The organism is Paenibacillus sp. FSL M7-1455 (assembly GCF_038004655.1).
In the GTDB taxonomy this organism is placed as follows: domain Bacteria; phylum Bacillota; class Bacilli; order Paenibacillales; family Paenibacillaceae; genus Paenibacillus_AQ; species Paenibacillus_AQ cookii.
In genome coordinates this window covers 6,033,917-6,058,858 of record NZ_JBBORO010000001.1, presented here as the reverse complement: position 1 = coordinate 6,058,858, position 24,942 = coordinate 6,033,917, and the positions used below count along the sequence as shown (strand labels likewise).

The 24,942-nt window shown below is 53.1% G+C and carries 17 protein-coding genes and 1 tRNA gene; 17 read left to right on the top strand and 1 reads right to left on the bottom strand.

Annotated elements, in window-relative coordinates; translation table 11 throughout:
• Window positions 1-76 precede the first annotated feature (76 nt).
• The 4 genes from NYE48_RS27560 (at window position 77) to NYE48_RS27545 (ending at window position 1,650) form a co-directional block, all read left to right on the top strand.
• Window positions 77-331 (top strand): DUF3343 domain-containing protein, encoded by a 255-nt coding sequence (locus tag NYE48_RS27560; protein WP_036710747.1) that lies wholly within the window; start codon window positions 77-79, stop codon window positions 329-331.
• A 16-nt stretch (window positions 332-347) separates the two neighbouring features.
• Entirely contained in the window at window positions 348-1,253 is a 906-nt protein-coding gene (locus NYE48_RS27555) for a mechanosensitive ion channel family protein (RefSeq protein WP_445324091.1), read from the top strand.
• A 19-nt stretch (window positions 1,254-1,272) separates the two neighbouring features.
• Window positions 1,273-1,500 carry a DUF951 domain-containing protein gene (locus NYE48_RS27550; protein ID WP_036710740.1) on the top strand — a complete coding sequence of 76 codons (228 nt, stop codon included), beginning with the start codon at window positions 1,273-1,275 and terminating at the stop codon, window positions 1,498-1,500.
• Between the two features lie 59 nt (window positions 1,501-1,559).
• Window positions 1,560-1,650, top strand: a tRNA-Ser gene (locus NYE48_RS27545).
• A 421-nt stretch (window positions 1,651-2,071) separates the two neighbouring features.
• Here NYE48_RS27545 and NYE48_RS27540 read toward each other — a convergent pair.
• Window positions 2,072-2,266, bottom strand: a complete 195-nt coding sequence (locus NYE48_RS27540; protein ID WP_036710736.1) for a YjzC family protein — start codon at window positions 2,264-2,266, stop codon at window positions 2,072-2,074.
• Window positions 2,267-2,470: 204 nt separating this feature from the next.
• Here NYE48_RS27540 and rpsF point away from each other — a divergent pair, with 204 nt between their 5' ends.
• From rpsF to NYE48_RS27475, 13 genes are all read left to right on the top strand, one after another.
• Window positions 2,471-2,755, top strand: coding sequence for a 30S ribosomal protein S6 (gene rpsF / locus NYE48_RS27535; RefSeq protein ID WP_036710734.1), 285 nt, complete (start codon window positions 2,471-2,473; stop codon window positions 2,753-2,755).
• Window positions 2,756-2,804: 49 nt separating this feature from the next.
• On the top strand, window positions 2,805-3,284 hold the full coding sequence (ssb, locus tag NYE48_RS27530) for a single-stranded DNA-binding protein (RefSeq protein ID WP_036710731.1): 480 nt from the start codon (window positions 2,805-2,807) through the stop codon (window positions 3,282-3,284).
• Between the two features lie 22 nt (window positions 3,285-3,306).
• Window positions 3,307-3,579, top strand: coding sequence for a 30S ribosomal protein S18 (rpsR, locus tag NYE48_RS27525; RefSeq protein WP_036710728.1), 273 nt, complete (start codon window positions 3,307-3,309; stop codon window positions 3,577-3,579).
• A 342-nt stretch (window positions 3,580-3,921) separates the two neighbouring features.
• Window positions 3,922-5,757, top strand: a complete 1,836-nt coding sequence (locus NYE48_RS27520) for a sensor histidine kinase (RefSeq protein WP_341000573.1) — start codon at window positions 3,922-3,924, stop codon at window positions 5,755-5,757.
• Window positions 5,750-7,273, top strand: coding sequence for a response regulator transcription factor (locus NYE48_RS27515; protein WP_212952021.1), 1,524 nt, complete (start codon window positions 5,750-5,752; stop codon window positions 7,271-7,273). Before NYE48_RS27520 ends, NYE48_RS27515 begins: the two co-directional genes overlap by 8 nt.
• 355 nt (window positions 7,274-7,628) lie before the next feature.
• Window positions 7,629-9,119, top strand: a complete 1,491-nt coding sequence (locus NYE48_RS27510) for an ABC transporter substrate-binding protein (protein ID WP_036710718.1) — start codon at window positions 7,629-7,631, stop codon at window positions 9,117-9,119.
• Window positions 9,120-9,202: 83 nt separating this feature from the next.
• Window positions 9,203-10,132: an ABC transporter permease gene (locus NYE48_RS27505; protein WP_036710713.1), complete on the top strand. Its 930-nt coding sequence runs from the start codon at window positions 9,203-9,205 to the stop codon at window positions 10,130-10,132.
• 25 nt (window positions 10,133-10,157) lie between these two features.
• Window positions 10,158-11,075: a carbohydrate ABC transporter permease gene (locus tag NYE48_RS27500; RefSeq protein ID WP_212952023.1), complete on the top strand. Its 918-nt coding sequence runs from the start codon at window positions 10,158-10,160 to the stop codon at window positions 11,073-11,075.
• Window positions 11,076-11,108: 33 nt separating this feature from the next.
• Window positions 11,109-13,412: a glycoside hydrolase family 3 N-terminal domain-containing protein gene (locus NYE48_RS27495; protein WP_341000572.1), complete on the top strand. Its 2,304-nt coding sequence runs from the start codon at window positions 11,109-11,111 to the stop codon at window positions 13,410-13,412.
• Entirely contained in the window at window positions 13,412-16,504 is a 3,093-nt protein-coding gene (locus tag NYE48_RS27490; RefSeq protein ID WP_341000571.1) for an alpha-mannosidase, read from the top strand. The genes NYE48_RS27495 and NYE48_RS27490 overlap by 1 nt, the downstream gene beginning before the upstream one ends.
• A 165-nt stretch (window positions 16,505-16,669) precedes the next feature.
• Window positions 16,670-17,989 (top strand): glycoside hydrolase family 125 protein, encoded by a 1,320-nt coding sequence (locus tag NYE48_RS27485; RefSeq protein WP_036710710.1) that lies wholly within the window; start codon window positions 16,670-16,672, stop codon window positions 17,987-17,989.
• On the top strand, window positions 17,986-21,117 hold the full coding sequence (locus NYE48_RS27480; RefSeq protein ID WP_341000570.1) for an alpha-amylase family protein: 3,132 nt from the start codon (window positions 17,986-17,988) through the stop codon (window positions 21,115-21,117). Before NYE48_RS27485 ends, NYE48_RS27480 begins: the two co-directional genes overlap by 4 nt.
• A gap of 542 nt (window positions 21,118-21,659) precedes the next feature.
• Window positions 21,660-24,410 carry an alpha-mannosidase gene (locus tag NYE48_RS27475; RefSeq protein ID WP_341000569.1) on the top strand — a complete coding sequence of 917 codons (2,751 nt, stop codon included), beginning with the start codon at window positions 21,660-21,662 and terminating at the stop codon, window positions 24,408-24,410.
• The last annotated feature ends 532 nt before the right edge of the window (window positions 24,411-24,942 follow it).

Sequence of the window (24,942 nt, the reverse complement as noted above, 5' to 3'; positions counted from 1 at the left end):
TATATGGACGGCTGCATGTTTTTATACTTCCTCGGGACAAGCAATTTATTAGAACGAAAAGGCGGGCAATAATGCAATGGAGTCATGGATGTTGATGGCCTTCGATTCGACGCAGCAGGCTCTTCGGGCGGAAATGCTGCTGGAATATGCCGATATTGAAATCGATTTATGCCCAACGCCGAAGACGATTACGGCGGGCTGTGCGTTATCAATCCAATTTCCGAAGGAGGAGCTGGCTTCCGTACAGCAGATCGTTGTACAGGAGCAAGTGGAGATCAGAGGAATCTACTATAAAGACAATCATGATAGATATATAAGCATCGAGGGATAGGAGATCGATTAAGATGATGAATCCACAATGGCTCGAAACGGCAAACAGCGAAATGGAAGGGGCTGTGGATAAAGCGTTGAAGATTAGCGATAAGTTTCTTGACTGGATTACGAATGTGGATATGTGGACAAATGTGATGTTTTCAGGCATCCGCATTGTCGTGTTATTTATCGTGACCCGGATCGCCATCCGAGTCGTTTCCAAAATTATCGACCGGTCGCTGGAACGCCACCAGCAGAGCCGGATCAATGTCAACCCGCGCCGGTTTGCCACCGTCGGGGAACTTCTGAAAAATATAACGGCCGTCACCTGCAATTTCGTCATGGTTCTGCTCATCTTGTCCGAGTTCAACTTTAAGCTGGGTCCGTTGTTGGCGGGAGCAGGGGTGTTGGGCCTTGCCATCGGTTTCGGCGCACAGAGCTTGGTGAAGGATGTCATTACGGGCTTTTTCATTATATTGGAGGATCAGTTTGCGGTGGGGGACGTCATTCAGACGGGAACCTACAAAGGCACGGTTGAAGTCATCGGCCTGCGTTCCACCCGCCTTGTGAGCATGAACGGCGAAACGCATATTTTGCCTAACGGGATGATTACGAGCGTGACGAATTTTTCCTTGTCCAATGCGCTCGCAATGGTCGATTTGCCGGTCAAAAACGAACGTTCGCTGGAGGATACCGTGGGGCTGATCAAACAGTCGCTTGCCGGCGTCCGGGAGGAGAACCAAAATATCATCGCGGTGCCCGACGTGCTCGGTATTCAATCGATGAGTACCAGCGAATACGTGATTCGCATCGTGGCCCAATGCGCGCCCAATACGAGGGGGGAAGTGGAGCGGGCCATTTTGGAGCATATCAAGCAAGCGTTGGAAGCTGAAGAGCAGCAGAAGCAAGCGTTAAGCGAGATGGCGGCTTCGGAAGAATAAAAAGGGGAGGCATGGTCAAATGGAACGGAAAGTGTTTCAACTCGGCGATATCGTGCAAATGAAAAAAAATCACCCTTGCGGCAGCAACGAAATGGAAATCATTCGCATGGGGATGGACATTCGGATCAAGTGCGTCGGATGCCAGCACAGCGTTCTGATTCCCCGCGCCAAGTTCGAAAAAAACATGAAAAAAGTGCTCCGCTCCAAAAATGCAGGCGAGGAATCGCAGGAGTCGAACGAAAAGTAATCTTTTGTAAAACAGCTATTGCATATTTTGTCCTCTTGTGATAGAATAAGTTTTGCTGCGGAAAGGTACCCAAGAGGTCTAAGGGGGCTGACTCGAAATCAGTTAGGCGTCGCAAGGCGTGCGAGGGTTCGAATCCCTCTCTTTCCGCCACATTCCCTTTTTCATCAAATATACTTCATAGATTAACGTAATTGGACAAAACCTTTGGCCCGTCATCGCCAGAGGTTTTTTACGTTGTATGGGGTTGTGCAGGCGAAATGCTGACACTTCAATAAAACACCAAAGGAGAACCCGAAGGTCCTCCTGTTTGGCAGACGGCTACTCAATGGATTTTGGAATTCGTTCTACAACAAAACGTCATTGAAACTTCGGATAAAGCCGCGGAGCAATCTCCATTGCTCCAGACAAAATGTCTTTGGCACGTCCCCTCGCTTCTTTTAGTTATGCTGTTTCAGACTTCCAGTGATTTGTTACGCAGCTCAGGCCCAACGGAACCACACCTCTCTCGTAACCGTCTGATTGTATCATCTGCATTTCGGGAGCGGATTATGCATCCGCGTCTAAAAAATTTTTAGTGGACCCGGGCTTTGGTTTTCTTTTTCCACTTCCGGTCTTTGTTGGTCGTTTCCGGGAACGTCTCGCCGCGCTCCATCGTGATCATTTTCGGATTCTGGATTTCGGTATGGAAGCTGGCTTCCCCGACCTCCATATATACCCCTGGGTTCGGCGCCTTGTCGCCAGGCTCGAATTCGGTTTTTTCACCCATGGCACAAACCTCCTTATCGAAATGAAAAATGGACTGCTTCTGTAGTGTTTACACATCGGGGGGAATCATGTGCCCGTTAATTTTGCCAATTCAGGCATGCTTGCTTTAGGGCGGGCGTTTTGATATATTAATATGGTGCGAGTTTAGGCTCGCTCCTTGCTCCTGACGCGATCAGGGGCCGAAGTCCATAAGGAGGTGAAAAATATGCGCAAATATGAAGTGATGTACATTATTCGTCCGGACATTGAACAAGAAGCCGTTCAAGCTGCAGTCGAAAAATTCCAAGGCATCATCTCCAACGGTGGGGAAATCACGAAGCACGAAGTGATGGGCAAACGCCGTCTTGCGTATGAGATCAAGAAATTCCGTGATGGCACTTTCGTTCTGGTAAACTTCACTGCAACTCCTGAAGTTGTTGCCGAACTCGAGCGTATCATGAAAATTTCCGACGAAGTAATTCGTTATCTCATTACTCTTGACGTTGCTTAATCCAAGCTTTGGCTTGAAGTGATCCATTCGATCGAAGGAGGGGATAGGATTGTTGAACCGTGTAATTTTAATTGGCCGATTGACCAAGGATCCTGAGCTTCGCTACACGCCCGCAGGGGTTGCGGTAACGCAGTTCACGCTGGCGGTAGACAGACCGTTTACGTCGCAAGGCGGAGAGCGGGAAGCGGATTTTATTCCAGTGGTGACTTGGAGACAGCTCGCTGAGACCTGCGCGAACTACTTGCGCAAAGGCCGTTTGACGGCCGTGGAAGGTCGCATCCAGGTACGGAATTACGAAAATAACGAAGGTAGACGCGTATACGTCACCGAAGTCATTGCCGATAACGTACGTTTCCTGGAATCGAACCGCGAAGGCGGCAGCGGCGGCGGCCAAGGACCGCGTGAAGAGTCCTCTTTCGGAGGCGGAAGCCGCGAGAATAACAATTACTCCCGGAGCAATTCCAATCAAGATCCTTTTTTCGATGACGGAAAACCGATAGACATATCGGATGATGATTTGCCATTTTAAATACGGAAAGGACTGAAACAGCATGGCTTTTAAACAAAGAGAAGGCGGAGACAACGATAAAAGACCGGCTCGCCGCGGCGGCCGTAACAAACGTCGTAAAGTGTGCTACTTCACTGTGAACAAAATTACTCACATTGATTATAAAGACACGGATCTGCTGAAAAAATTCATTAGCGAACGCGGAAAAATTTTGCCTCGCCGTGTAACCGGCACAAGCGCAAAATACCAACGCATGCTGACGATTGCGATCAAACGCTCCCGTCAAATCGCATTGCTGCCATACACAACGGAATAATTCCGTTTTGGCTATAGAAGGGCCAGTATTCTGGGTTTACCAGGATGCTGGCCTTTTTGATTTTATTTTGCCTCTGAATACCGCGTAATGATCTACATAAAGTCAATCTCATGGTGCGCAGCATTGGAAACTTGTGTAAATTTTTAAATTTCCCGGGCAATGACGTTTGAACGTCAAGGATTTGCAAGCGGGGTTCTTCCAAAGGCAAAACGCATGCTAATTGGTTCCAAAGATGCCCAATCGCCAGATGGAGGTAGAGAAGAAGGAGATCTGCCCGCCCTATGTTATAATAATGATGATCAGCGCATGTTCAAATGGACTCGTCGGCAGGAGGGAAGCTTCATGGGAATCGGCAGAATATACAGAAACTATTTTAAGAACAATATGTTCATGAAGATCCTTCTGATCTTCACTTTTATCGCCATTGTGACGATTGTAATATTGTCATACCTGATGATTTCCTCCTTGTCGCAGTCGATCGTAAATAAAGAATTGGATAACCAAAAAGCCGCCATGGAAAGCGTAAGCAGGTACATCGACAATCGGCACCGTGCCATAGAGAATATAGCAAAGGACATGTACCGAAACGAAACCTTGTTTTCCAATATCTCGTTTTTAATGGAAAACCCTTATGCCGAATACGTGCAGCACCGTATGGATCAGTTTAATGTTCAATCGAACGGGGATTCGACGGACGCGCTTCAATATTTTCAAAATATCATGGACGAAAACGGCGATATCCGAAACCTGATGCTGTACGGGTCGGAACATCAGTATCTCTCTATTTTCAAATCGAACAAGCAGTTCAAGCAGCTCTCCACCAATTTCGCCAATTCCTATATTCCCGAGGTTATGGCCATGGAAACGAAAGGCATCGCGGCTCCGAACGTTTGGGTTCGCAAAGCGGCCGATCAATGGGATAAGGAATTATATGCGATTAGAGTGCCCATCAACAACAAGCAGCTGAAAAATGCCGGCCAATTTTTGGTTTACCTTGATTCCAACAGCATTTTGAATGCGCTTGAAACCTATAAAAACGGCTACAAAGGAAGCATCGTCGTCCTTTCTTCGTCGGGAGACGTCCTTTTTGATTCGGAAGGAAAATATTACGGCAAAACCTATCCTTACGTCGACGTCACGGATTCGCTTTTTGATGATCCGCAGGCGGGACTGACCCGAAGCGGGGAAAGCATGTATATTAACAAGCTGATATCCGCCGAAGGGGGATACGTGGTCATTGGCGCCGTTCCGAAAAATGAAATCGCATCAAGTTATTCGGGCGTGCGGCAGACGATCATTACGATCAGCGCGATTTGCATCTTGTTTGCGGTTCTTTTCCCGGCGTTGTTCATCATCAATTTTGCCAATCGGACCAACCGGATCATCAAATTTACGCGGAAGGTAAAAAACGGCGATTTTGCCGCCAGAATCGACGATCCGCGCGAGGACGAGCTGGGGCAAATCTCGCGGAGCTTCAACGATATGCTGGATGAGCTGAATGCGTATATCGAACGGGTATACAAGGCGGAAATCAAACAGAAACAGACGGAGCTTGTCGCGCTTCAGGCCCGAATCAACCCTCACTTTTTGTATAACACGTTGGAAGTTATCCGGATGAGGGCGATTTCCCAGGGAGCAAAAGACGTCGGGGAAATGATCTATAGCTTGTCCGTCCTGTTCAAAAGCCTGGTGCAGCAAAAAAGGAATTACACGCTGAAAGACGAGCTGGAAACCTGCCGTCTATACCTCGAGCTGTTCAGAATACGGTACAAGGACAGGTTTGATTATACGATCACTTATGATCCGGAGCTCGCCGATAAATCGGTCATGAAGCTATCGCTCCAACCGATCATAGAGAACTATATCATTCACGGCATTCGAACGGAGAGGTACGATAATCGCTTGTCGGTCGAGATCAGGGAAGAAGGCGATATGCTCATCGCCGAAGTGTGCGACAACGGAAAAGGAATCGAGCCGGATCGCTTGAACGAAATTCGGGAGGAGCTGGAGAAACCGGAGGAAAGCGGCAAAATGTTCGGACTCCGAAGCGTTCATAGCCGTCTCCGTTTTCTGTACGGGCCTGCATACGGAATCGAGATTCAAAGTCGGCCGGATGAGGGCACGGTCATTACCGTGCGTTATCCAAGCCGGGAAGGAACGGATGCTGAACATGTATAAAGTATTTATTGTGGATGACGAACCGTTTATCATTGAAGGATTGTACGATATTTTGGATTGGGCGTCGTTCGGCCTGGAAATCGTCGGGCATGCGGAAAACGGACGGCAGGCGCTGGAGGCGCTGGCTTCGATTCCCGCAGACCTGCTGATTACCGACATATCCATGCCGGTGATGGATGGCCTCAGCCTCATCGCGGAAGCCCGGAAGCTTCATCAGGAGTTAAAGGTGATCATCCTCAGCGGGTTTAATGAGTTCGACTACCTGAAAGAGGGTATGAAACTGGGCATCGAAAACTACCTGCTGAAGCCGATCAACGTAGAGGAACTGGAGTCCACGCTGCGCAATACGGTGGAAAAGATGAACAGCATGAAATCCGACGAGCTGTACGATGCCTTCGATATGCAAATTTTGAAGGACAATACGCTTTACCGGTGGTTGACAGGACAAATCGGCGAGGCGGAATTCCGGGAACGGGCCGATTTGCTGGGGCTTGATCTGATGAAGCCGTATTTGATCGTTGCCGTCATTCGGACGAACGGGGAGACGACGGAGGGCTTGAACCGGATCGGCGAGCGTTGGAGCAAATCGGAAGGGATTACGTCTTTCCGCGACGTAGACGGCGACCTGGTTTGGATCGGGTGCATGCAGCATTGGACCGAAGGGAAAAAGAACTTTATGGAACGGCTTGAGCGTCTTTCCGACGAATATGCGCCATTAAGCGTCCCTGTCCGAATCGGGGTAGGCAGCGTGGTGCAGCTTCCGGAGGAAGCTTCGCTCAGCTATAGGCAGGCTAAAAAATCGCTGGAGTATTTTATGGTGTATCCCGACCGCTCCGTTTTGGATTACGGGAATCTTGAAGGAAGAAGCGATGGCGGCGATGGCCGGTTGTCCATCCACTGGGAGGAATACAGCAAGCTTATTTTGGCCAGGGATCTTGAGGGGTTGGAGCGGAGAATCAAAGCGGATTTACTGCAAATGCAGGGGATGGAGGGCATTCGGCCGGAAGACCTCCGCAACGCCGGTTTGGAGCTCGTCATCCGGTTCAAGATGGAGCTGGAGCAGATCAAGCATACGGACGAGTCGGATATCTTTAAACAAGCGCTGACGGACGTCCGGAACAGCGGCACATTCGACGAACTGGCCGCTTCGCTTCAATCGGTGGCCAAAGCAACGGTGTCTTCGCTGCTGCAGGACGTCAAGAACCCGGTGGTCAGCCAGGTGCTCAGTTATATTCACGGGCATTATGCCGATGAACTTTCGCTGAAAACGCTTGGTGCGCAATACCATATCCATCCGGTCTATCTGGGACAGCTTTTCCATAAGGAAACCGGGGAGTCGTTTGCGGAATACATCAATAAATACCGGATCGAAAAAGCGAAGGAGCAGCTGAAGAACACCAACCTGAAGGTGCACGAAATCGCTAGGAACGTAGGCTATTGGGAAACGGGGTACTTCTATAAACAATTCAGGAAATACGTCGGGATTTCCCCGACGGATTATAAAAGCTTGGGGTGATCCAAGCCGCATACTCTGGATGAAAATGGACTTTGCATCAAAATTCGGGTCCGTTTTCATTCAGAGTATTTTTGTTTGTTTTCAGGAAAATTAAGAGCGTTATCATCAGCGGCGGAGCGGGAATTAAAAGCGGTTTCAGCCGAATTGACAAAATCATGCAAAAATCGAATCTTTTCTTTAATTTGTACCCTGATTTATTAGATTTATCTTCTTTTTGAAACTGCTTTCATTCGGTAAGGTTAACTTAGTTAGTACAGACAAGCCAGAGCGCTTAAATAGAGAAACGCATCTGGCGCCCGCCCGCGAGCCGGGCCGGGAAGAGATGCTTGAAGCATTCAAAAGGGAGGATTTACACATGAGCAAGAGTAAAAAAAGCTTCTCGTTCGCACTGGCCATGTTGACGGCCTTGACGCTTGTCCTCAGTGCCTGTGGGGGAGGAAGCAACAGCGCCGAAAGCGATTCCGCCTCCGGAGGAAAAGATTCCGAAAAACCGGTCAACCTGATCTGGTACACCATCGGAACGCCGCAAAAAGACGTGGACAAGGTCATGGCGGAAGTGAGCAAATATACCAAAGAAAAAATCAATGCAACCGTTACGATGAAAATGGTCGACTGGGGCGATTACGCGCAAAAAATGCAGGTTAACGTAGCATCCGGCGAACCGATGGATATCGTGTTCACGGCGGCGGGCGGATTCGATTACGTGCAAAACGCAAGAAAAGGCGCGTTCATGGAACTCGACGACCTGCTTGAAAAATACGGACAAGGCATCAAGAAAACGATCGATCCTGCTTTCCTGGAAGGCTCCAAGGTCGACGGCCACAATTACGGCATTCCTGCCAATAAAGAGCTTCCTCAACAAGAAGTATGGCGCTTTAACAAAAAGCTGTTAGACAAATACAACTTCGACATCACGAAAGTAAAATCGCTCGACAGCATCGAGCCGCTTCTGAAGACGATCAAGGAAAAAGAACCTGGCGTAACGCCGTTCGCCATGGACAAAAACTACGTTCCTTACGTTCCTTACGATTACGTCATTCAGAACCTGCCAATGGCGGTCAAACTGGACACGACCGATTATAAAATCGTGGACATTTTGGAAACGCCTGAAATGAAGCAAGCGCTGACTACGATGCACAAGTATTACCAAGCCGGTTATATCGCGCCTGAAGCCGCAACGACAGGTTCGACGAGCGACTTGATGACATCCGGCAACTGGTTCATGGACCGCGCGCAAACCCAGCCGCTGGCCGACAACAGCTGGTCCGCAAGCTACGGATATCCTGTCGTTTCGTCGCCGGCAAGCGATCCGATCATTACGAACACTTCCGTTCAAGGTTCGATCATGGCGATTTCGGCCAACTCCGAACATCCTGAAAAAGCGATGGAATTCCTGAACCTGCTGAACACGGATCCAGTGCTTCGCAACATGGTCGACTCCGGCATCGAAGGCGTTCATTACAAGAAGGTTGACGACAAGCACATGGAAAACCTTCCGGAATCGAAAAACTACGACATGCCGTCTTACTCTTTGGGCAACAACATGCTGCTTTACCTGAATCCGAATGATCCGGACGACAAATGGGATCAATTCAAGAAGTTCAACGCATCGGGTAAAAATTCTCCAATTCTGAGCTTCAACTTTGACAGCACGAAAGTCGCAACCGAAATGGCTGCCGTTCAAAACGTGAAAGAACAATTCTGGGCATCCCTGATGACCGGTACCGTAGATCCTGAAACCTACCTGCCGAAAGCAATCGCTGCCTTCAAGCAAGCCGGTCTTGACAAAGTCATGGCCGAAGCCCAAAAACAGCTCGACGAATGGAGAGCCGCAAATAACAAGTAACAATTGAACGACATTTTTGGGATCGGGCGGGTGATGATTTCGCCCGATCCTTTTTCATTTTTCAACATTCAGGAGGGAACACGATGGCTGCATTTTTTAAAAACCTCTTAAAGAACAAAGTCATGCTGTTTATGGTGCTGCCCGGTGCGATATGGTTTTTCTTCTTTTCCTATCTGCCGCTTGTCGGTACGATCGTCGCTTTCAAGCAATACCGTTTCAGCCGCGACGGCTTTTGGGCCAGCATCTTCAACAGCAAATGGGTAGGCTGGGACAACTTCAAGTTCCTGTTCAGCACAAACGATGCTTACACCATTACGCGCAATACGTTATTGTACAACATCGCATTTATTATTATAGGACTCGTGCTTTCCGTCGCGATGGCCGTTTTGCTGTCCGAGCTCGTCGGCAAAACGATGGCCAAAATTTATCAAACCGGCATGTTCCTCCCGTATTTTCTTTCCTGGGTCATCGTCGGCTATTTTGCGTTCAGCTTCCTGAGCATGGACCGCGGCATGCTGAACCAGATTCTAGGCTGGTTTGGCGCAGAGCCCGTTCAATGGTATTCGGATCCTAAATATTGGCCATATATATTGATCTTCGTCAGTTTGTGGAAGTCGGTCGGATATAACAGCGTCGTGTACCTGGCTTCGATTATGGGCATCGATAAATCCCTTTACGAAGCGGCCATGATCGACGGCGCCAGCAAATGGCAGCAAATCCGCAATATCACGATTCCGATGCTTTCGCCAATCATCATCATTATGACGCTGCTTGCGGTAGGCCGCATTTTCTATGCCGACTTCGGTCTGTTCTATCAAGTTCCGAGAGACTCCGGCACGCTTTACTCGGTGACGAACGTAATCGACACGTACGTATACCGCGGTCTGAAAACGACAGGGGAAATCGGCATGAGTACGGCTGCAGGGCTTTACCAATCGGTCGTCGGTTTTGTTCTTGTCATCGTCTCCAACTTTGTCGTGCGCAAAATCGACAAAGACAGCGCCCTGTTCTAAAAGATTTGAAAGGAGTGTCAGAATTATGGCGAAGGTCATCAGAAAAAAACGGGATTTTCATCATGTGTCCCCCGGTTGGAACGTCGTTCTCAACATCATCGCGGGATTGTTCGCCTTCATATGCGTCTTTCCTTTTTTGTTCGTCGTCATCATCTCTTTAACGGATGAAAAAACGCTGGCAACGGACGGCTACCGCCTGCTTCCGGCCAAATGGAGTCTGGAAGCCTACCGGTTCGTATTTCAAAGCGGGGATACGCTGCTCCGTTCTTACGGGGTAACGATCCTTGTCACTGTCGTAGGCACGATCGTCAGCTTGATCCTGATTTCGCTTTACGCTTATGCGATTTCGCGGAAAAGCTTCCGCTACCGCAGATTTTTCTCCATATTTGCCATTTTGACGATGCTGTTCAACGGCGGCATGATTCCGACTTACATGGTCGTATCGCAGTTGTTGGGTCTGAAAGACAGCCTATGGGCCCTTATCTTGCCGCTGGCTATGAATGCTTTTTATATCATGATTCTTCGGACGTTTTACAGCACCAGCGTTCCCGAGGCGATTATCGAGTCGGGACGGATCGACGGTGCGGGCGATTTCTATATCTTCTTGCGCATCGTGCTGCCTTTGTCCCTGCCCGGCCTCGCAACGATCGGTTTGTTCAGCACGCTTGGCTACTGGAACGACTGGTTTAACGCTCTCTTGTACATCGACAATCCGAATTTGGTGCCGCTGCAGTCGATGCTCATGCGGATCGAATCCAGCATTCAATTCATTCAGCAAAACTCGGCGAACACTTCGCTTAGCATGGCGGCGCTGCAGTCCATTCCGCAGGATACGTCCCGGATGGCGATGGTCGTACTGGCCACATTGCCGATCATTTTTGCATATCCGTTCTTCCAGCGTTATTTCGTTCAAGGCTTGACCGTGGGTGCCGTAAAAGAATAACAACATCACTAGAAACGGATAGGGAGAGTGGAGATGTTGCTTTATAAGGACAAAACGAAATCGGTTGAGGAAAGGGCAGGGCATTTGCTAGGCCTGATGACTTTGGAAGAAAAGGTGGGCCAGCTGGTGCAGCCGTTCGGCTGGCAAACCTATGAATACAAAGACGGCGCCGTGACTTTGACGGAAACGTTCAAAGAGCAGGTGAAAAACGGCGGCGTAGGCTCCCTCTACGGGGTGCTGCGCGCCGATCCGTGGACCGGCGTCACATTGGAAAACGGACTGTCGGCCAAAGAAGGCGCCGAGGCCGTCAACCGGCTCCAGCGGTACGCCGTGGAACATTCGCGTCTCGGCATTCCGATCCTGATCGGGGAGGAATGCTCGCATGGGCATATGGCGATCGACGGCACGGTATTCCCGGTGCCGCTGCTGCTGGGCAGCACATGGAACGTGGAGCTGTACCGCGAAATGTGCCGCGCGGTAGCCGCGGAAACCCGCGCCCAAGGGGGAGCGGTAACTTATTCGCCGGTGCTCGACGTGGTGCGTGATCCGCGTTGGGGACGAACGGAGGAATGTTTCTCCGAAGACCCGTACCTGATCGGCGAATTTGCGGCCGCGGCGGTCCAGGGGCTTCAAGGGGAGCGTCTGGACAGCGACGGCAGCGTAGCGGCCACGCTGAAGCATTTTGCCGGATACGGCAGCTCCGAGGGCGGACGCAATGCCGGCCCGGTGCATATGGGCTGGCGCGAGCTGCTGGAAGTCGACCTGTATCCGTTTAAAAAGGCTGTCGAAGCCGGAGCGGCTTCGATCATGCCCGCTTACAACGAAATTGACGGCGTGCCGTGCACGGTCAATACCGAGCTGCTGGAAGAAGTGCTGCGGAAGCAATGGGGATTCGACGGCATGGTCATTACCGATTGCGGGGCGATCGACATGCTGGCTGCGGGACATGACGTGGCGGAAGATGGTCTGGACGCATCCGTGCAGGCGATCGAGGCGGGCATCGACATGGAAATGTCCGGCGAAATGTTTGGGCGTTACTTGCTTGAGGCTCTTCATCAAGGTCGGCTGAACGTCGAAGTATTGGACCGCGCGGTGCTTCGGGTGCTGACCCTGAAGTTCAAGCTTGGTTTGTTCGACAATCCTTATGTGGATCCGGATCGGGCCGCGCGCGTCATCGGCAGCGAAAAGCACGTAAGTTTGGCGCGCAAGCTTGCCGAAGAAGGCATCGTGCTGCTCAAAAACGAAAACGGAGCGCTGCCGCTTGATGACCGCTGCGGGAAAATCGCGGTTATCGGGCCGAATGCCGATGCCGGATACAACCAGTTGGGCGATTACACGTCGCCGCAGCCGCCGGAAAAAGTGGCGACGGTTTTGAAGGGAATCCGGGCAAGGCTAGCGAAAGAGTCTGAGCGCGTGCTGTACGCACCCGGATGCCGGATCAAAGGCGAAGACCGGGAGGGCTTTGAATACGCGCTCGCTTGCGCGAAGCAAGCGGATACCGTCGTGATGGTGGTTGGCGGTTCCAGCGCCCGCGATTTCGGGGAAGGGACCATCGACCTGAAAACGGGGGCTTCGAAGGTTTCGGACAACTCATGGAACGACATGGACTGCGGCGAAGGGATCGATCGCATGACGCTCGGCCTTGCCGGCGTGCAGCTGGAGCTGATGCAGGAGATCCATAAGCTCGGCAAACGCTTCATCGTCGTTTACATCAACGGGCGTCCGATCGCCGAGCCGTGGATCGACGAGCATGCCGACGCCATTCTGGAAGCATGGTACCCCGGACAGGAAGGGGGGCATGCGGTGGCAGGCATTTTGTTCGGCGACGTCAATCCGTCCGGCCGGCTGACCGTGTCCGTGCCGAAGCATGTCGGACAGCTTCCGGTTTATTACAACGGCAAACGGTCGCGCGGCAAACGGTATTTGGAGGAAGACTCGAAAGCGCGGTATCCGTTCGGATACGGACTCAGCTACACGACCTTTGGTTATGACCGCCTGAACATCACGAAGGATTCCATCGGAGCGAACGAATCGGCGATCGTATCGGTGGATGTAACCAACACCGGCGGCAGGGCCGGAGCAGAGGTTGTTCAGCTTTACATCTCGGATGCCGTCAGCAAAGCCAGCCGGCCGCTGATGGAACTGAAAGGGTTCGCCAAGGTTGAGCTTGCGCCGGGAGAAACCAAAACGGTTTCTTTTGAAATAGGAAAAGAGCAACTGCAGTACATTGGGCGGGATCTGGAACCCGTTGTTGAACCGGGTCTGTTCCAAGTCCACATCGGAAGGAACGTAAACGATACGCTGAGTACGTCTTTGACTGTACGGGAGGATGGATGATGGAACGGATCAGACGTTTTATCCGCGAACTGTCGGAAAACCAGTGGCTTGAGCAAATGGAGTACCGCCGCTGGGAAATTACTCGTTCTTATTATAAGCTGCCGGGCGAATACGAGAATTCGGCTCCTTATCCGGAAGGGCAGGGATTGAACTCGTTTCCGAGCAAGCAGGGGACGACCTACTTTTTTAAAACCAAGCTGCAACTACCGGCCGAATGGACGCAAGAGCCATTTGGCCTTGTGTTCAAGTCGGGCGGCGAAGGATTGCTCCGGGTCAACGGAGCTTCCTATCAAGGGCTGGACCGGAACCATACGTACGTTACGCTGGACCCGCGCGTCGTCGGCGAATCTCCGGAGCTGGAAATCGAGCTGTTCGATCCGGTGCCGGAGCCCGTGGATCCGCTGAACCAACAGGCTGTGATCCAGCCTCCGATCACTTCGATTACAAGCCAACTCGTCAAACCGAACCGGGCGGTACAAAGCTTGATGTATACCGTTACGATCGTCCGGGATTCCACCGCGCTGCTGCCGCAGGAGGATTTCCGGCGGGTGAGGCTGATGGAAGCGCTGCACCGGGCCATGGACCGATTCGTGAACATGGACGCGGCCGCGATCCGCGAAGGGAGCAGGATTGCCGACATCGAAACCGAGCTAAGACGGGAAGTTCGGGACATCGGCGGAAACGCCGAAGGATTGGAGCATATGGTCGGCCAGTCCCACATCGATATCGCCTGGCTGTGGCCCGTGCGGGAAACGGTGCGAAAGGCCAGCCGGACGTTTTCGACCGTCGACAGGCTGATGGAGGAGTATCCGGAGTATCGGTATGCGCAAAGCCAGCCGCTCCTGTTCGCCTTTTTGAAGGACAACGATCCTGAACTGTTCGAGCGGGTGAAGGCCCGCATCGCGGAAGGGCGCTGGGAGCTCGTCGGGGGCATGTGGGTCGAGCCCGACCTGAATCTGCCGAGCGGCGAATCCCTGATCCGCCAAATGTTATACGGACAGCGGTTCTATCAGGAGGAATTCGGCAAGACGTCGAACATCGAATGGCTGCCCGATACGTTTGGGTATTGCGCCTCGCTGCCGCAAATTTTAAAGCACGGAAAAGTGGATTATTTCATGACCACCAAGCTGGGCTGGAACGACACCAACCGGTTTCCGTACGATTTGTTCCATTGGGTGGGCATCGACGGGACGCCGATTTTGTCTTATCTCAACCATGGCGTCAATGAACACACGCTGCCGAAAGACATCCACGACCATTGGCAGTCTTACCGGGAGAAGTCCAAGCATAACGAGCAAATGCTGCTCTACGGACATGGAGACGGCGGGGGCGGCGTGACCCGCGAAATGCTGGAATATATCGACCGTTCCGAGCTGATGGTTGGACAACCTGCAAGCCGCTACAGCACGGCAGCGCAGTTTTTTGGACGCATTACCGAAGCGAATCCCGCGCTGCCGACGTGGCGGGGCGACTTATATCTCGAACTTCACCGGGGAACCTATACGACCCATGCCCGCAACAAACGGAACAACCGGAAAGCGGAAGCGTTATACCGGGAAGCGGAGCTATGGAATTCGTTGGCGCAGCCGGACATGGCCGCATCGAAGCGGGAAGCCGCATTGCAGCAGCTGCATGAAGGCTGGAAGCTGATTCTGTTGAACCAGTTCCATGACATCATTCCGGGCTCGGCCATTACGGAAACGTACGAAACCTCCGATAAAGAATACGGAGAAATTTTTAATAAAGGGAAGTCGGGGCTGCAGGAAGGCGTTCAGGCAATCGCTGCGGCGATCGACACGACCGGGCAGGATGGAATCCCGTATGCCGTGTTCAACAGCCTGGGCTGGAGCCGAAGCGCGACGATCCGCATTGAAACGCAGCAAGGCGCGTTGGAGGCTTATGACGAACAGGGCGCAAGGCTCGAAACCGACCGGGTCGAGGGCGGCATATCCGTTTACGTGCCGGATATTCCCGCATTCGGCTATAAAACCGTTTGGCTGAAGGCGCCGCCGGAAGCATTATTCTCTTCAGAAACGGAAGACGCTGCAGCGTTCGGGGATACATGGGAAACTTCCTATTACCTTGCCCGTTTTAACGAGCGCGGCGAGATGATCGGGCTGTTCGACAAAAAAGCCGGGCGGGAGATCGTCAAGTCGGGCGAGAGAGCGAACCGGTTCCACTTTTTCCATGACCGACCGACGTTATGGGACGCATGGGACATCGATACGCGGTACGAGCAGCAGCCGGCGGGAGAAGCGGAGCTGCTGGAGAAACGGCTGGTACTCTCGGGACGCACCAAGGATGTGCTCCGCTTCCGTTGGCGGATCGGCCAATCCGAAATCACGCAGGACGTCATCTTTTATCATCATGATCCACGGATCGACTTTCAAACGCATGTCAGCTGGCATGAAGCGCACAAGCTGCTGAAAGTGGGCTTTCCGATCGACGTGGTGACGGAAAAGGCGACCTATGAAATTCCGTTCGGATCGCTGGAACGGGCGACACACCGCAATACCAGCTGGGAGCAGGCCCAGTACGAGGTATGCGGGCACCGCTTCGTGGACGTATCCGAGCATGGATACGGGGTCAGCCTGTTGAACGACTGCAAATACGGCTATGACGTTCAGGGCAGCACGATCCGTTTGTCGCTGCTGCGCGCGCCGAAATGGCCGGATGCAACCGCCGATCTCGGCGAGCACGACTTTACGTATTCGCTGCTTCCGCACAGCGGCGACTGGAGAGACGCCCATACGGTCCGCCATGCGGCGGAACTGAACCAAGAGCTCCCCGTGCTGCCGCTGCAAGCAGGCAAGAAAGGGACGCGCCCTGCCGCGCAGTCCCTCATATCTTTGGATAGCCGGCATGTCGTGCTGGATACGGTAAAACCGGCGGAAGACGGAAACGGCGCGATTCTGCGGTTCTATGAATCTTCCGGCGGCCGGGAGCAGATCGAACTGCAATGGCCGTATGCTTTTGAGGAGGCCTATCTTTCGAATGCGCTGGAGGAGCCCGTTCAGAGGCTGGAACCGGACGAAGGACGTCTGACCTTGTCTTTTGCTCCGTTCGAGATTAAAACGGTACTCCTCCGATAACCGATTCCGATAGGATATACCGTGTTTTTCAATCCGGGTTCCCGCAGGGACTATGCATGGTCTTGCGCGTCTTCACCCGCGGGAATGCCGGTTTTATGACTTTTTTCGTTAGCCATCAAACCGTGCTTCATATTTCATTTTTGCTTACAAAGGAGCGTTCTTCAATTGGAACAATTCAGACTTCCCAAAATACCGATGCCTAAGCTTGAGCTGCCGCAGGCTATTCAAGACGTAATCCAAGAAGCCGAAGAGAAGCTGGCCCACCGGCCCAAGCTGCTTCAGCTGTTCAAAAATTGTTTCCCGAATACGCTGGAAACGACGACGAAACTGATGGACGATGGAACGACCTTCGTGATCACGGGCGACATTCCCGCCTCCTGGCTTCGGGATTCCGTCGAGCAAGTGATTCACTACGTGCCGTTTGCCAAAAATGACGCCGATCTGCAGCGCATCATCGGAGGATTGATCAAACGCCATATCCACTACGTTCAAATCGATCCTTACGCGAATGCCTTCAACGAATCGGCGAACGACTGGCATTGGAATACCACCGATAAGACCGAAATGTCGCCTTGGGTGTGGGAACGCAAATTTGAAATCGATTCCCTGTGCTTTGTCATCCGTCTAGCCTACCTGTATTGGAAAGAGACGGAGCTTACCGATATTTTCGATGCCAACTTCAAAGCGGCGTTGCGTAAAATCGTCGACGTATTCAAAACCGAGCAGCGCCATTTTGAGCTGTCGCCGTACCGTTTCACGCGGAACAACGGCATTTTGACCGATTCGCTGCGCAACAACGGATTGGGGATGCCGGTGAACTACACGGGCATGATCTGGTCCGGATTCCGCTCCAGCGACGATGCCTGCGATTTCCATTACAACATTCCGGGCAACATGTTCGCGGTGGTCGCATTGCGCCAAATGCAGGAATTTGCCGAATGGGTATTCCGTGACATGGATCTCCTTGAAGAGCTCAAGGAGCTTGAAATCGAAGTCAATCACGGCATTCAGCTGTACGGCATTTACCGCCATCCGGAATTCGGGCCGATTTACGCCTATGAGACCGACGGCTTCGGCAACTACTGCCTGATGGACGACGCGGGCACGCCGGGACTGATGTCCATTCCTTACCTGGGCTACACGACGGCCGACGATCCGATTTACCAAAATACGAGACGGTTTGCCCTCAGCAAGGAAAACCCGTTCTATTTCGAAGGCAAGGCGGCCAAAGGCATCGGCAGCCCGCACACGCCGGAAAATTATATCTGGCACATGGCCTTGTCCATGCAGGGATTGACGGCGCAGACGGCCGAGGAAAAACTGGAAATGATCGCAATGCTGGAAGCAACCGACGCGGACACGGGCTTTATGCATGAAGGTTTCCATGCCGACGACCCAACCATCTTCACGCGGAAATGGTTCGCTTGGTCGAACAGCCTGTTCTCGCAGTTGGTTTATAAAGCGATGAAGGAAGGATTGCTATGAGCCAAAACCGAATCATCATTTTTTGCGATCCCGATTTCCCGGCGGCGGGCCTGATCCCGCAGGCCGGGGCGTTCGGGAAAACGGAGGGCGTAAAAGTCGTCGGCGCCGCAGAGCTTGCCGATGCCCTGCGCGGGCTTGAAAACGGCTGTTTCGTCAATTTGCACGCCCCTTATTTTCCAAAATCCGCGTGGACGGAAATATCGGCTTTCCTTCATCGGGGGGGAAGTTTGATCAGCGCGGGAGGGGCGCCTTTTAAGCGTCCGGTTTCTTTGGAGAACGGATCCTGGGTTCCCCAAACGGAACAGACGGCGTACCATCAAGAGCTGTACATTCATGAAGCTCTGCGGGTGGATACGGCGAAGGTCGCCTCGTTTGCGGCCTCGGACAGCATTCCGCTTCTTGCGGGACAAGAAGGGCTTTTCGAATTGGACGATGTGTGGAACCTCGTGCCGCATACGACCAAAAGCAGCGACCTGCCTCACCAGATGGGATCGGCGGGCCCGATGAGCACGCAGATTTATCCGCTGCTGAAAGGGGTCAGCGCCGAAGGGCGCGAAATCGCCGCGCCGGTCGTGCTGTGGGAAAACTCCCGCGTCACCTTTGCCGGTTCGCGCTGGATGTTTGTTTTCCTGCCGCTGAAGGCGGCATTCTGGGACAATGGCGGCGCAGAGCGGTTATTGGCATGGGCGCGTTTTTGCGCCAAAGGGGTCACCGAGCTCTCGCTGAAGCCGAATTATGCTTCCTATGAAACGGGCGAACACGCCGTGCTGACGCTTCAGACGCAAATTTTGCAGCGCGGTGACGAGCGGGCCGAGGCTCCCGAAACATGGAGCTTTGCGCTGGAAGTCCGCCATGAGGGAGACGGCGGCGAGGTTTGGAACCGCCAATTCGAAGCCCAAGTGAGCAAAGAGCAAAATTTTGTCCGCATTCCGGTTCCGCTGGACGTTCAGAGCGGATTGTACCGGATTCGCTGCCGCGCGGAAGGTCCCGACGGCGAAGTGCGGATATTGCGCCAAGGCTTCTGGGGACGCGACGACCGTTTGCTGGCCGGAGGGGAGCCGATCAGCCGCAGCCGCGACTATTTCGTCAAGGACGGACGGCCTTTGCCTGTCGTGGGCATGACGTACATGACCTCCGACGTGGCCCGCAAGTTTCTGTTCCTGCCGAACGTAGACGTTTGGGAGCGGGATATGGCCCAAATGGCCAAAGCCGGCATCAACTGGATCCGTACCGGCGTATGGACGGCATACCGGAATATCATGCAGGTTGACGGACACGCGTCGGAAGAGGTTCTGCGCGCGATCGACGCCTTTTTCCTGACGGCCAAACGCCACGGTCTGCAGGTAACCTTTACGTTTTTCTCCTTCACGCCGGAGACTTGGGAAGGGGTCAATCCTTATCTGGATCCGCAAAGCGTGGAGGCTCAGAAGAGATTCATCCGCAGCATCGTCAGCCGCCATACGGCGACGACCCATGTGGATTGGGATTTGATCAACGAGCCTTCGATGTTCGACCCGCCGCGGATTTTCTCGGAAGGCCCGCGTTCCGCAAGGGATCCGTTCGAGCGCCAGGCGTTCGTGAAGTGGCTGAAACAGCGTCACGGCGATATAAGAAGCCTTCAGGAGGCCTGGAACATGTCGCCGGACCAGCTGCCCGATTTCGAGTCGGTGGTCATTCCCGAAGCGGAGGACATCAACTTCGACGTACAGGATATGCATAAGGCCAAAAAAGGAACCAGATGGCTCGATTACTGCCTCTTCTCGATGGATATGCACAACGTTTGGGCAGAGCAGCTCGTTGGCACCATCAAAGAGCTGTGCCCGAACCATCTCGTGACGGTCGGCCAGGACGAGGCGCTCGGCGCTCAGCGTCCTTCGCCGTTTTTCTACGAGAAAGCCGTTGATTATACGACGGTGCACTCCTGGTGGCTGAACGATTATTTGGTTTGGGACGGCATTTTCGCCAAAACGCCCGACAAGCCGAACCTGATTCAGGAAACGGGCATCATGTACGTGGAAACGCCGGACGGACGCGCCAAGCGCTCCGAAGCGGAGCTGCGCAACATTCTGGAGCGCAAATACGCGTACGCCTTCTCGACGGGGGGAGCCGGAGCGATTCACTGGATTTGGAACACGAACTTCTATATGGACAACGCTAACGAGTCGCATATCGGCGCCCTGCGGGCGGACGGCACGGAAAAGCCGGAGGCCGACGTCTCTTATGATTTTGGCCGGTTCATTGCGGAAACGCGTGACTTGTTCACGGACCGCGAGCTTGAAGATGTCGCCGTCGTCTTCCCGTATTCGAATGATTTTTCCAACCGGGCTTTGGCGTTCCAATCGACGACCCGCCTGACGCGGCTGATGTCCTATGATCTCAAAATTCCGTTCCGAGGGGCATCCGAATATCACTTGGACGCGCTGCGGCGGCAAACGCCGAAGCTGATCATGGTACCAAGCCCGCATAATATGGACAGCGGCGCTCTGGAAGAATTGATCGCCCTCGTCAAGGAATCGGGCGTAACGCTTCTCGTGACCGGACCGCTCGGCCTCGATGCCTACTGGCGGCCTAGCGACCGCATGGACGAGGTGCTTGGCAAACGCAAGCTCGCCAACGTCCGCAGGGAGGAAATGCTGGGTCTGGGCGGCCGTCCGATGGCCGTTTCTTTCGGCCACCGGCGAATTGCGGAGGTCGTCAAGGAAAGCCCGGCTGATGCGGATGGAACCCAAGGATCCATGGACCATGTCGTCGACATGCCGCTCGGCAAGGGACGCCTGATCTGGAGCAGCCTTCCGCTGGAGCTGAACGGCCGCGACGAGCCGATCGTGGAGCTGTACCAGTATGCGGCCGAAGCCGCAGGCGTGGGGCAGGACATGCATTGGATTGCCGGCGGCGAGCTTCCGGGGGTATACGGACGGAAATTAAGCTTTAAGGAAGGAAACCTGTACGTGTTTGTTTCCGAATTCGGCTGGGATGCTTCCGTCAAGGTTCAGGATCCGCGCACCGGGGCAGCTTATAGCTTTACGCTGGAAAGCGACCGGAGCGTATTGTTTGCCACGGACCGGGAAGGCCGCATTACTGCGGTGTACCGTCCGGACGAAGTGGAAATCCGTGTGGAAGGCGTCTAAGCTTAGAAACGCTTTGGGATAAGAAAGCCTCGCTCTTAAGCTGGCGGATGAAGATGAATTGAGCTTTTTGCGGCGGCCGGCGAGGCTTTCAAAAATGAAACAACTGTCCTCATATGGCGGACAGTTATTCTTCATCCCGTTTTAACGGCTTAAAGCTGGAACCCAGCGTGTCCTTATGAAACGCCGCCTGGGGGATGGACGTATCCAAGAAGAACATTTTGCGAAAAATCGCAGGTTTCTATATACGATGAGGACATATTTAAGTATAATATGTGACGTGGCAAGACGATGAAAATCAATTGGACTCGAATAAAAAAAGGGAAAAACTCCCTAATTTGTGATATAGAGCATAACCTGTCATTGTTCGTGTGGAATGGACAAACGGAAGGCTTCCGGTTTGTCCGAAAGAAGCCGATAATGCAAGCATCAGTAGCAAACGAAACGTATATTGGGCAAGCATATGATCTCACTACGGGGATTCCTCGACCGGTTGGCCGCCGAAAGCGGCAGGCACGGACTTACAGAAAAGGGGATTGACTTTCATGACTTCACAACCAAAACGAACCGCGCATATCATTTCGCATACCCACTGGGACCGTGAATGGTATTTGCCGTATGAAAAACACCACATGCGCTTGATCCGCCTGATGGACGTGCTGATGGATACGCTGGAAAAGGATACGGAATACAAAAGCTTTTATTTGGACGGCCAAACGATCATTTTGGAAGACTACCTGCAGGTTCGTCCGGAGCAAAAGGAGCGCCTGGAAAAATACATCCGCGAAGGCCGTATTTTCATCGGCCCGTGGTATATTCTGCAGGATGCGTTCCTGACGAGCGGCGAAGCGAACATCCGCAACATGCAGGTCGGCCATAAGGACGCCGCGCGTTACGGTCAAATTTCCAAAATCGGATATTTCCCGGACACCTTCGGCCTGGTAGGGCAAACGCCGCAGCTGATGCGCCAGTCCGGCATCGACAATGCAGTGTTCGGCCGCGGCGTGAAGCCGACGGGCTTCAACAATACGGTAGCCGATTCGGATTATGAATCTTCGTTCTCCGAGCTGATCTGGGAAGGGCCGGACGGCTCCCGCGTGCTGGGCATCCTGTTCGCCAACTGGTACAGCAACGGCAACGAAGTTCCGGTTGATCCGGAGGAAGCCAAAGAATTCTGGGACAGAAAGCTGGCCGACGCCGAGAAATACGCTTCGACGCCTGAGCTTCTGTACATGAACGGCTGCGACCACCAGCCGATCCAAACCGATCTGGCGGAGGCGCTCGAGACAGCCCGGAAGCTGTACCCGGATACGGAGTTCGTGCACTCCAATTTCCCTAAATACCTTGAAGCCGTGAAAAAAGCGAAGGAAGGCGAGCTTTCCGTCGTCCGCGGCGAGCTTCGCAGCCAGCGCACCGACGGCTGGGGGACGCTCGTCAATACGGCTTCCTCGCGCGTGTATCTGAAGCAAATGAACCAGCTCGGGCAGACGCTTCTGGAAAAGGTGGCGGAGCCGCTGGCATCGTATGCCCGTCTTGCCGGACAGGAATATCCGCATGACATGCTGACGTATGCTTGGAAAACGTTGATGCAAAACCATCCGCATGACAGCATCTGCGGCTGCAGCGTGGATGAAGTGCATCGCGAAATGGTAACCCGTTTTGCGAAAAGCCGCGACGTCGCGGAATCGATCATCGACGAGAGCAAGCAGGCGGTCGCCGATGCGGTGAATACTTCGGTATTCGGCAGCTATGGGGAAGATGCTGTTCCGTTTGTCGTGTTCAACACGACCGGATGGAAACGCAGCGGCACCGTGTCCGTCGATCTGGACGTCAAACGCGTATACTTCCGTGAAGGACACTCCTTCGAAGACATGAGAAGCCAAATGAAGGACTTTGACCTTGGCTTGCGCGCGGTCGTGGATGCCGACGGCAACCCGGCAGCTTTTACGCTCGAGGATCTGGGCCTTCGTTTCGGTTATGACCTGCCGGACGATAAGTTCCGTCAACCTTATATGGCCCGCGCCGTCCGCGTGACGTTTGAGGCAAGCCAAATCCCTGCGCTCGGCCTGAAAGCTTATGCGCTCGTTTCCGGAGAAGCGGCGACAGGGCTTCAGGTGCAGAAGGATTCCCTGGTCAAAGGCGGCAACGTCATCGAAAACGGCATCCTGCGGGTGGAAGCGGCGCCGAACGGCAGCCTGTCGATCACGGACAAGCGCACCGGCCGCGTGTTTAACGATCTGATGATCTACGAGGACACCGGCGATATCGGCAACGAGTACATGTACAAACAGCCGGAAGGGGAAGAGGCCCTGACGACGAAAGATCTCGCGGCTTCCATCCGCGTCGTCGAAGACACGCCTTACCGGGCCGTCCTCGAAATCGTGCATGATTGGGAAATCCCGGCGTCCGCCGACGAGCTTCTCGACCGGGAGCAGGTGGAACTGGTTTATTACCCTGTGCGCAAAGCGCAGCGCGTGAAAGAAACTGTTCCGATGAAAATCCGCACGCTTGTCAGCCTGGAGCGGGAAGGACAAGGCGTTCACATCGAAGCCAGCTTCAACAACCAGGCGAAGGACCATCGCGTGCGCATGCTCATGCCTACCGACATCGAAGCTTCCAAGTACCAAGTCGACTCGATGTTCGAAGTGGCCGTTCGCGATGTCGAACCTGCGAAGGAATGGCAGAACCCAAGCAATACGCAGCACCAGCAGGCTTTTGTTGACGTCAGCGGCGCCGGCGCCGGCTTGACGGTCGCAAACCGCGGGCTGAACGAATACGAGGTTCTGCGCGACGGACGCAACACGATCGCCGTAACGCTGCTTCGTTCCGTCGGCGAGCTTGGCGACTGGGGTCATTTCCCTACGCCTGAAGCGCAATGCCTCGGCGAGCATACCGTCCACCTCGAAATCATCCCTCATAACGGCGATGGCATCGAATCGGGCGCGTACCGGGAAGCGTATCAGTTCCAGATTCCTTGGACGGTTGCGCAGACGGGGCTGCATGAAGGCAGCATCACCGCCGTCCATGCGCCATACGCATGGGAAGCGGACAACGGCTTGGCATTTTCGGCATGGAAGGTCAGCGAGCAGACCGGAGACGACATTCTGCGCTGGTACAACATGAAACGCGAGAAGGCCGACTTGAAGCTCGAGCTGATGCAGGGCACTGCTTCCATGTACAAGACGACGATTTTGGAAGAGGACAGCAGCGACAAGCTGGCAACGGCTTCCGCCAATGCAGAGCTTGCTGCAGGCCCTTGCGAAGTTGTAACGGTCGGAGTTCGGCGCCAGTCTTAATTTATAGAACAACTAAGAAGGGGCCGGAATTAAAGACCTCTTCTTTGTTATTTAAACATAAGATGTCCCTCGCCTTCTTCGAGCCACTCATACAGTATTACTTTCTCTTCTATCCCTCTTATGGTGGCAAAGACTGGATAGAAAGGGGATTACGATGCCGTTTGGAGCCAGTGACAGAAGTGTGCCAAGGATAACGAACGGTTTACTTGAAGGGGGACATAGCCACTCTCAAACAGCAAAACGCAAAGCTTGTGGTTACTGCTCCGAGAAATACAACGTCGATATGGTCTATTAATTGGCTGGAAAGTTGATTTTTCCCTGAAGTAATAAGAGGGAATTGGAAGTATGGAGCGCCTCGCTCGCAACTGAACCAATTCCCTTGTCCAATTTTCAAATATTCTTTATAAATTTATAGGCTAATTCCATCTCAATTTACTGTTAGTGCTGAAGAGTCAAATAATAACCAGTGCAAAAATATTCATCATGATTACCTCTGTCATTGTGATAATTCTAAACGGCTCCATATCGTTCA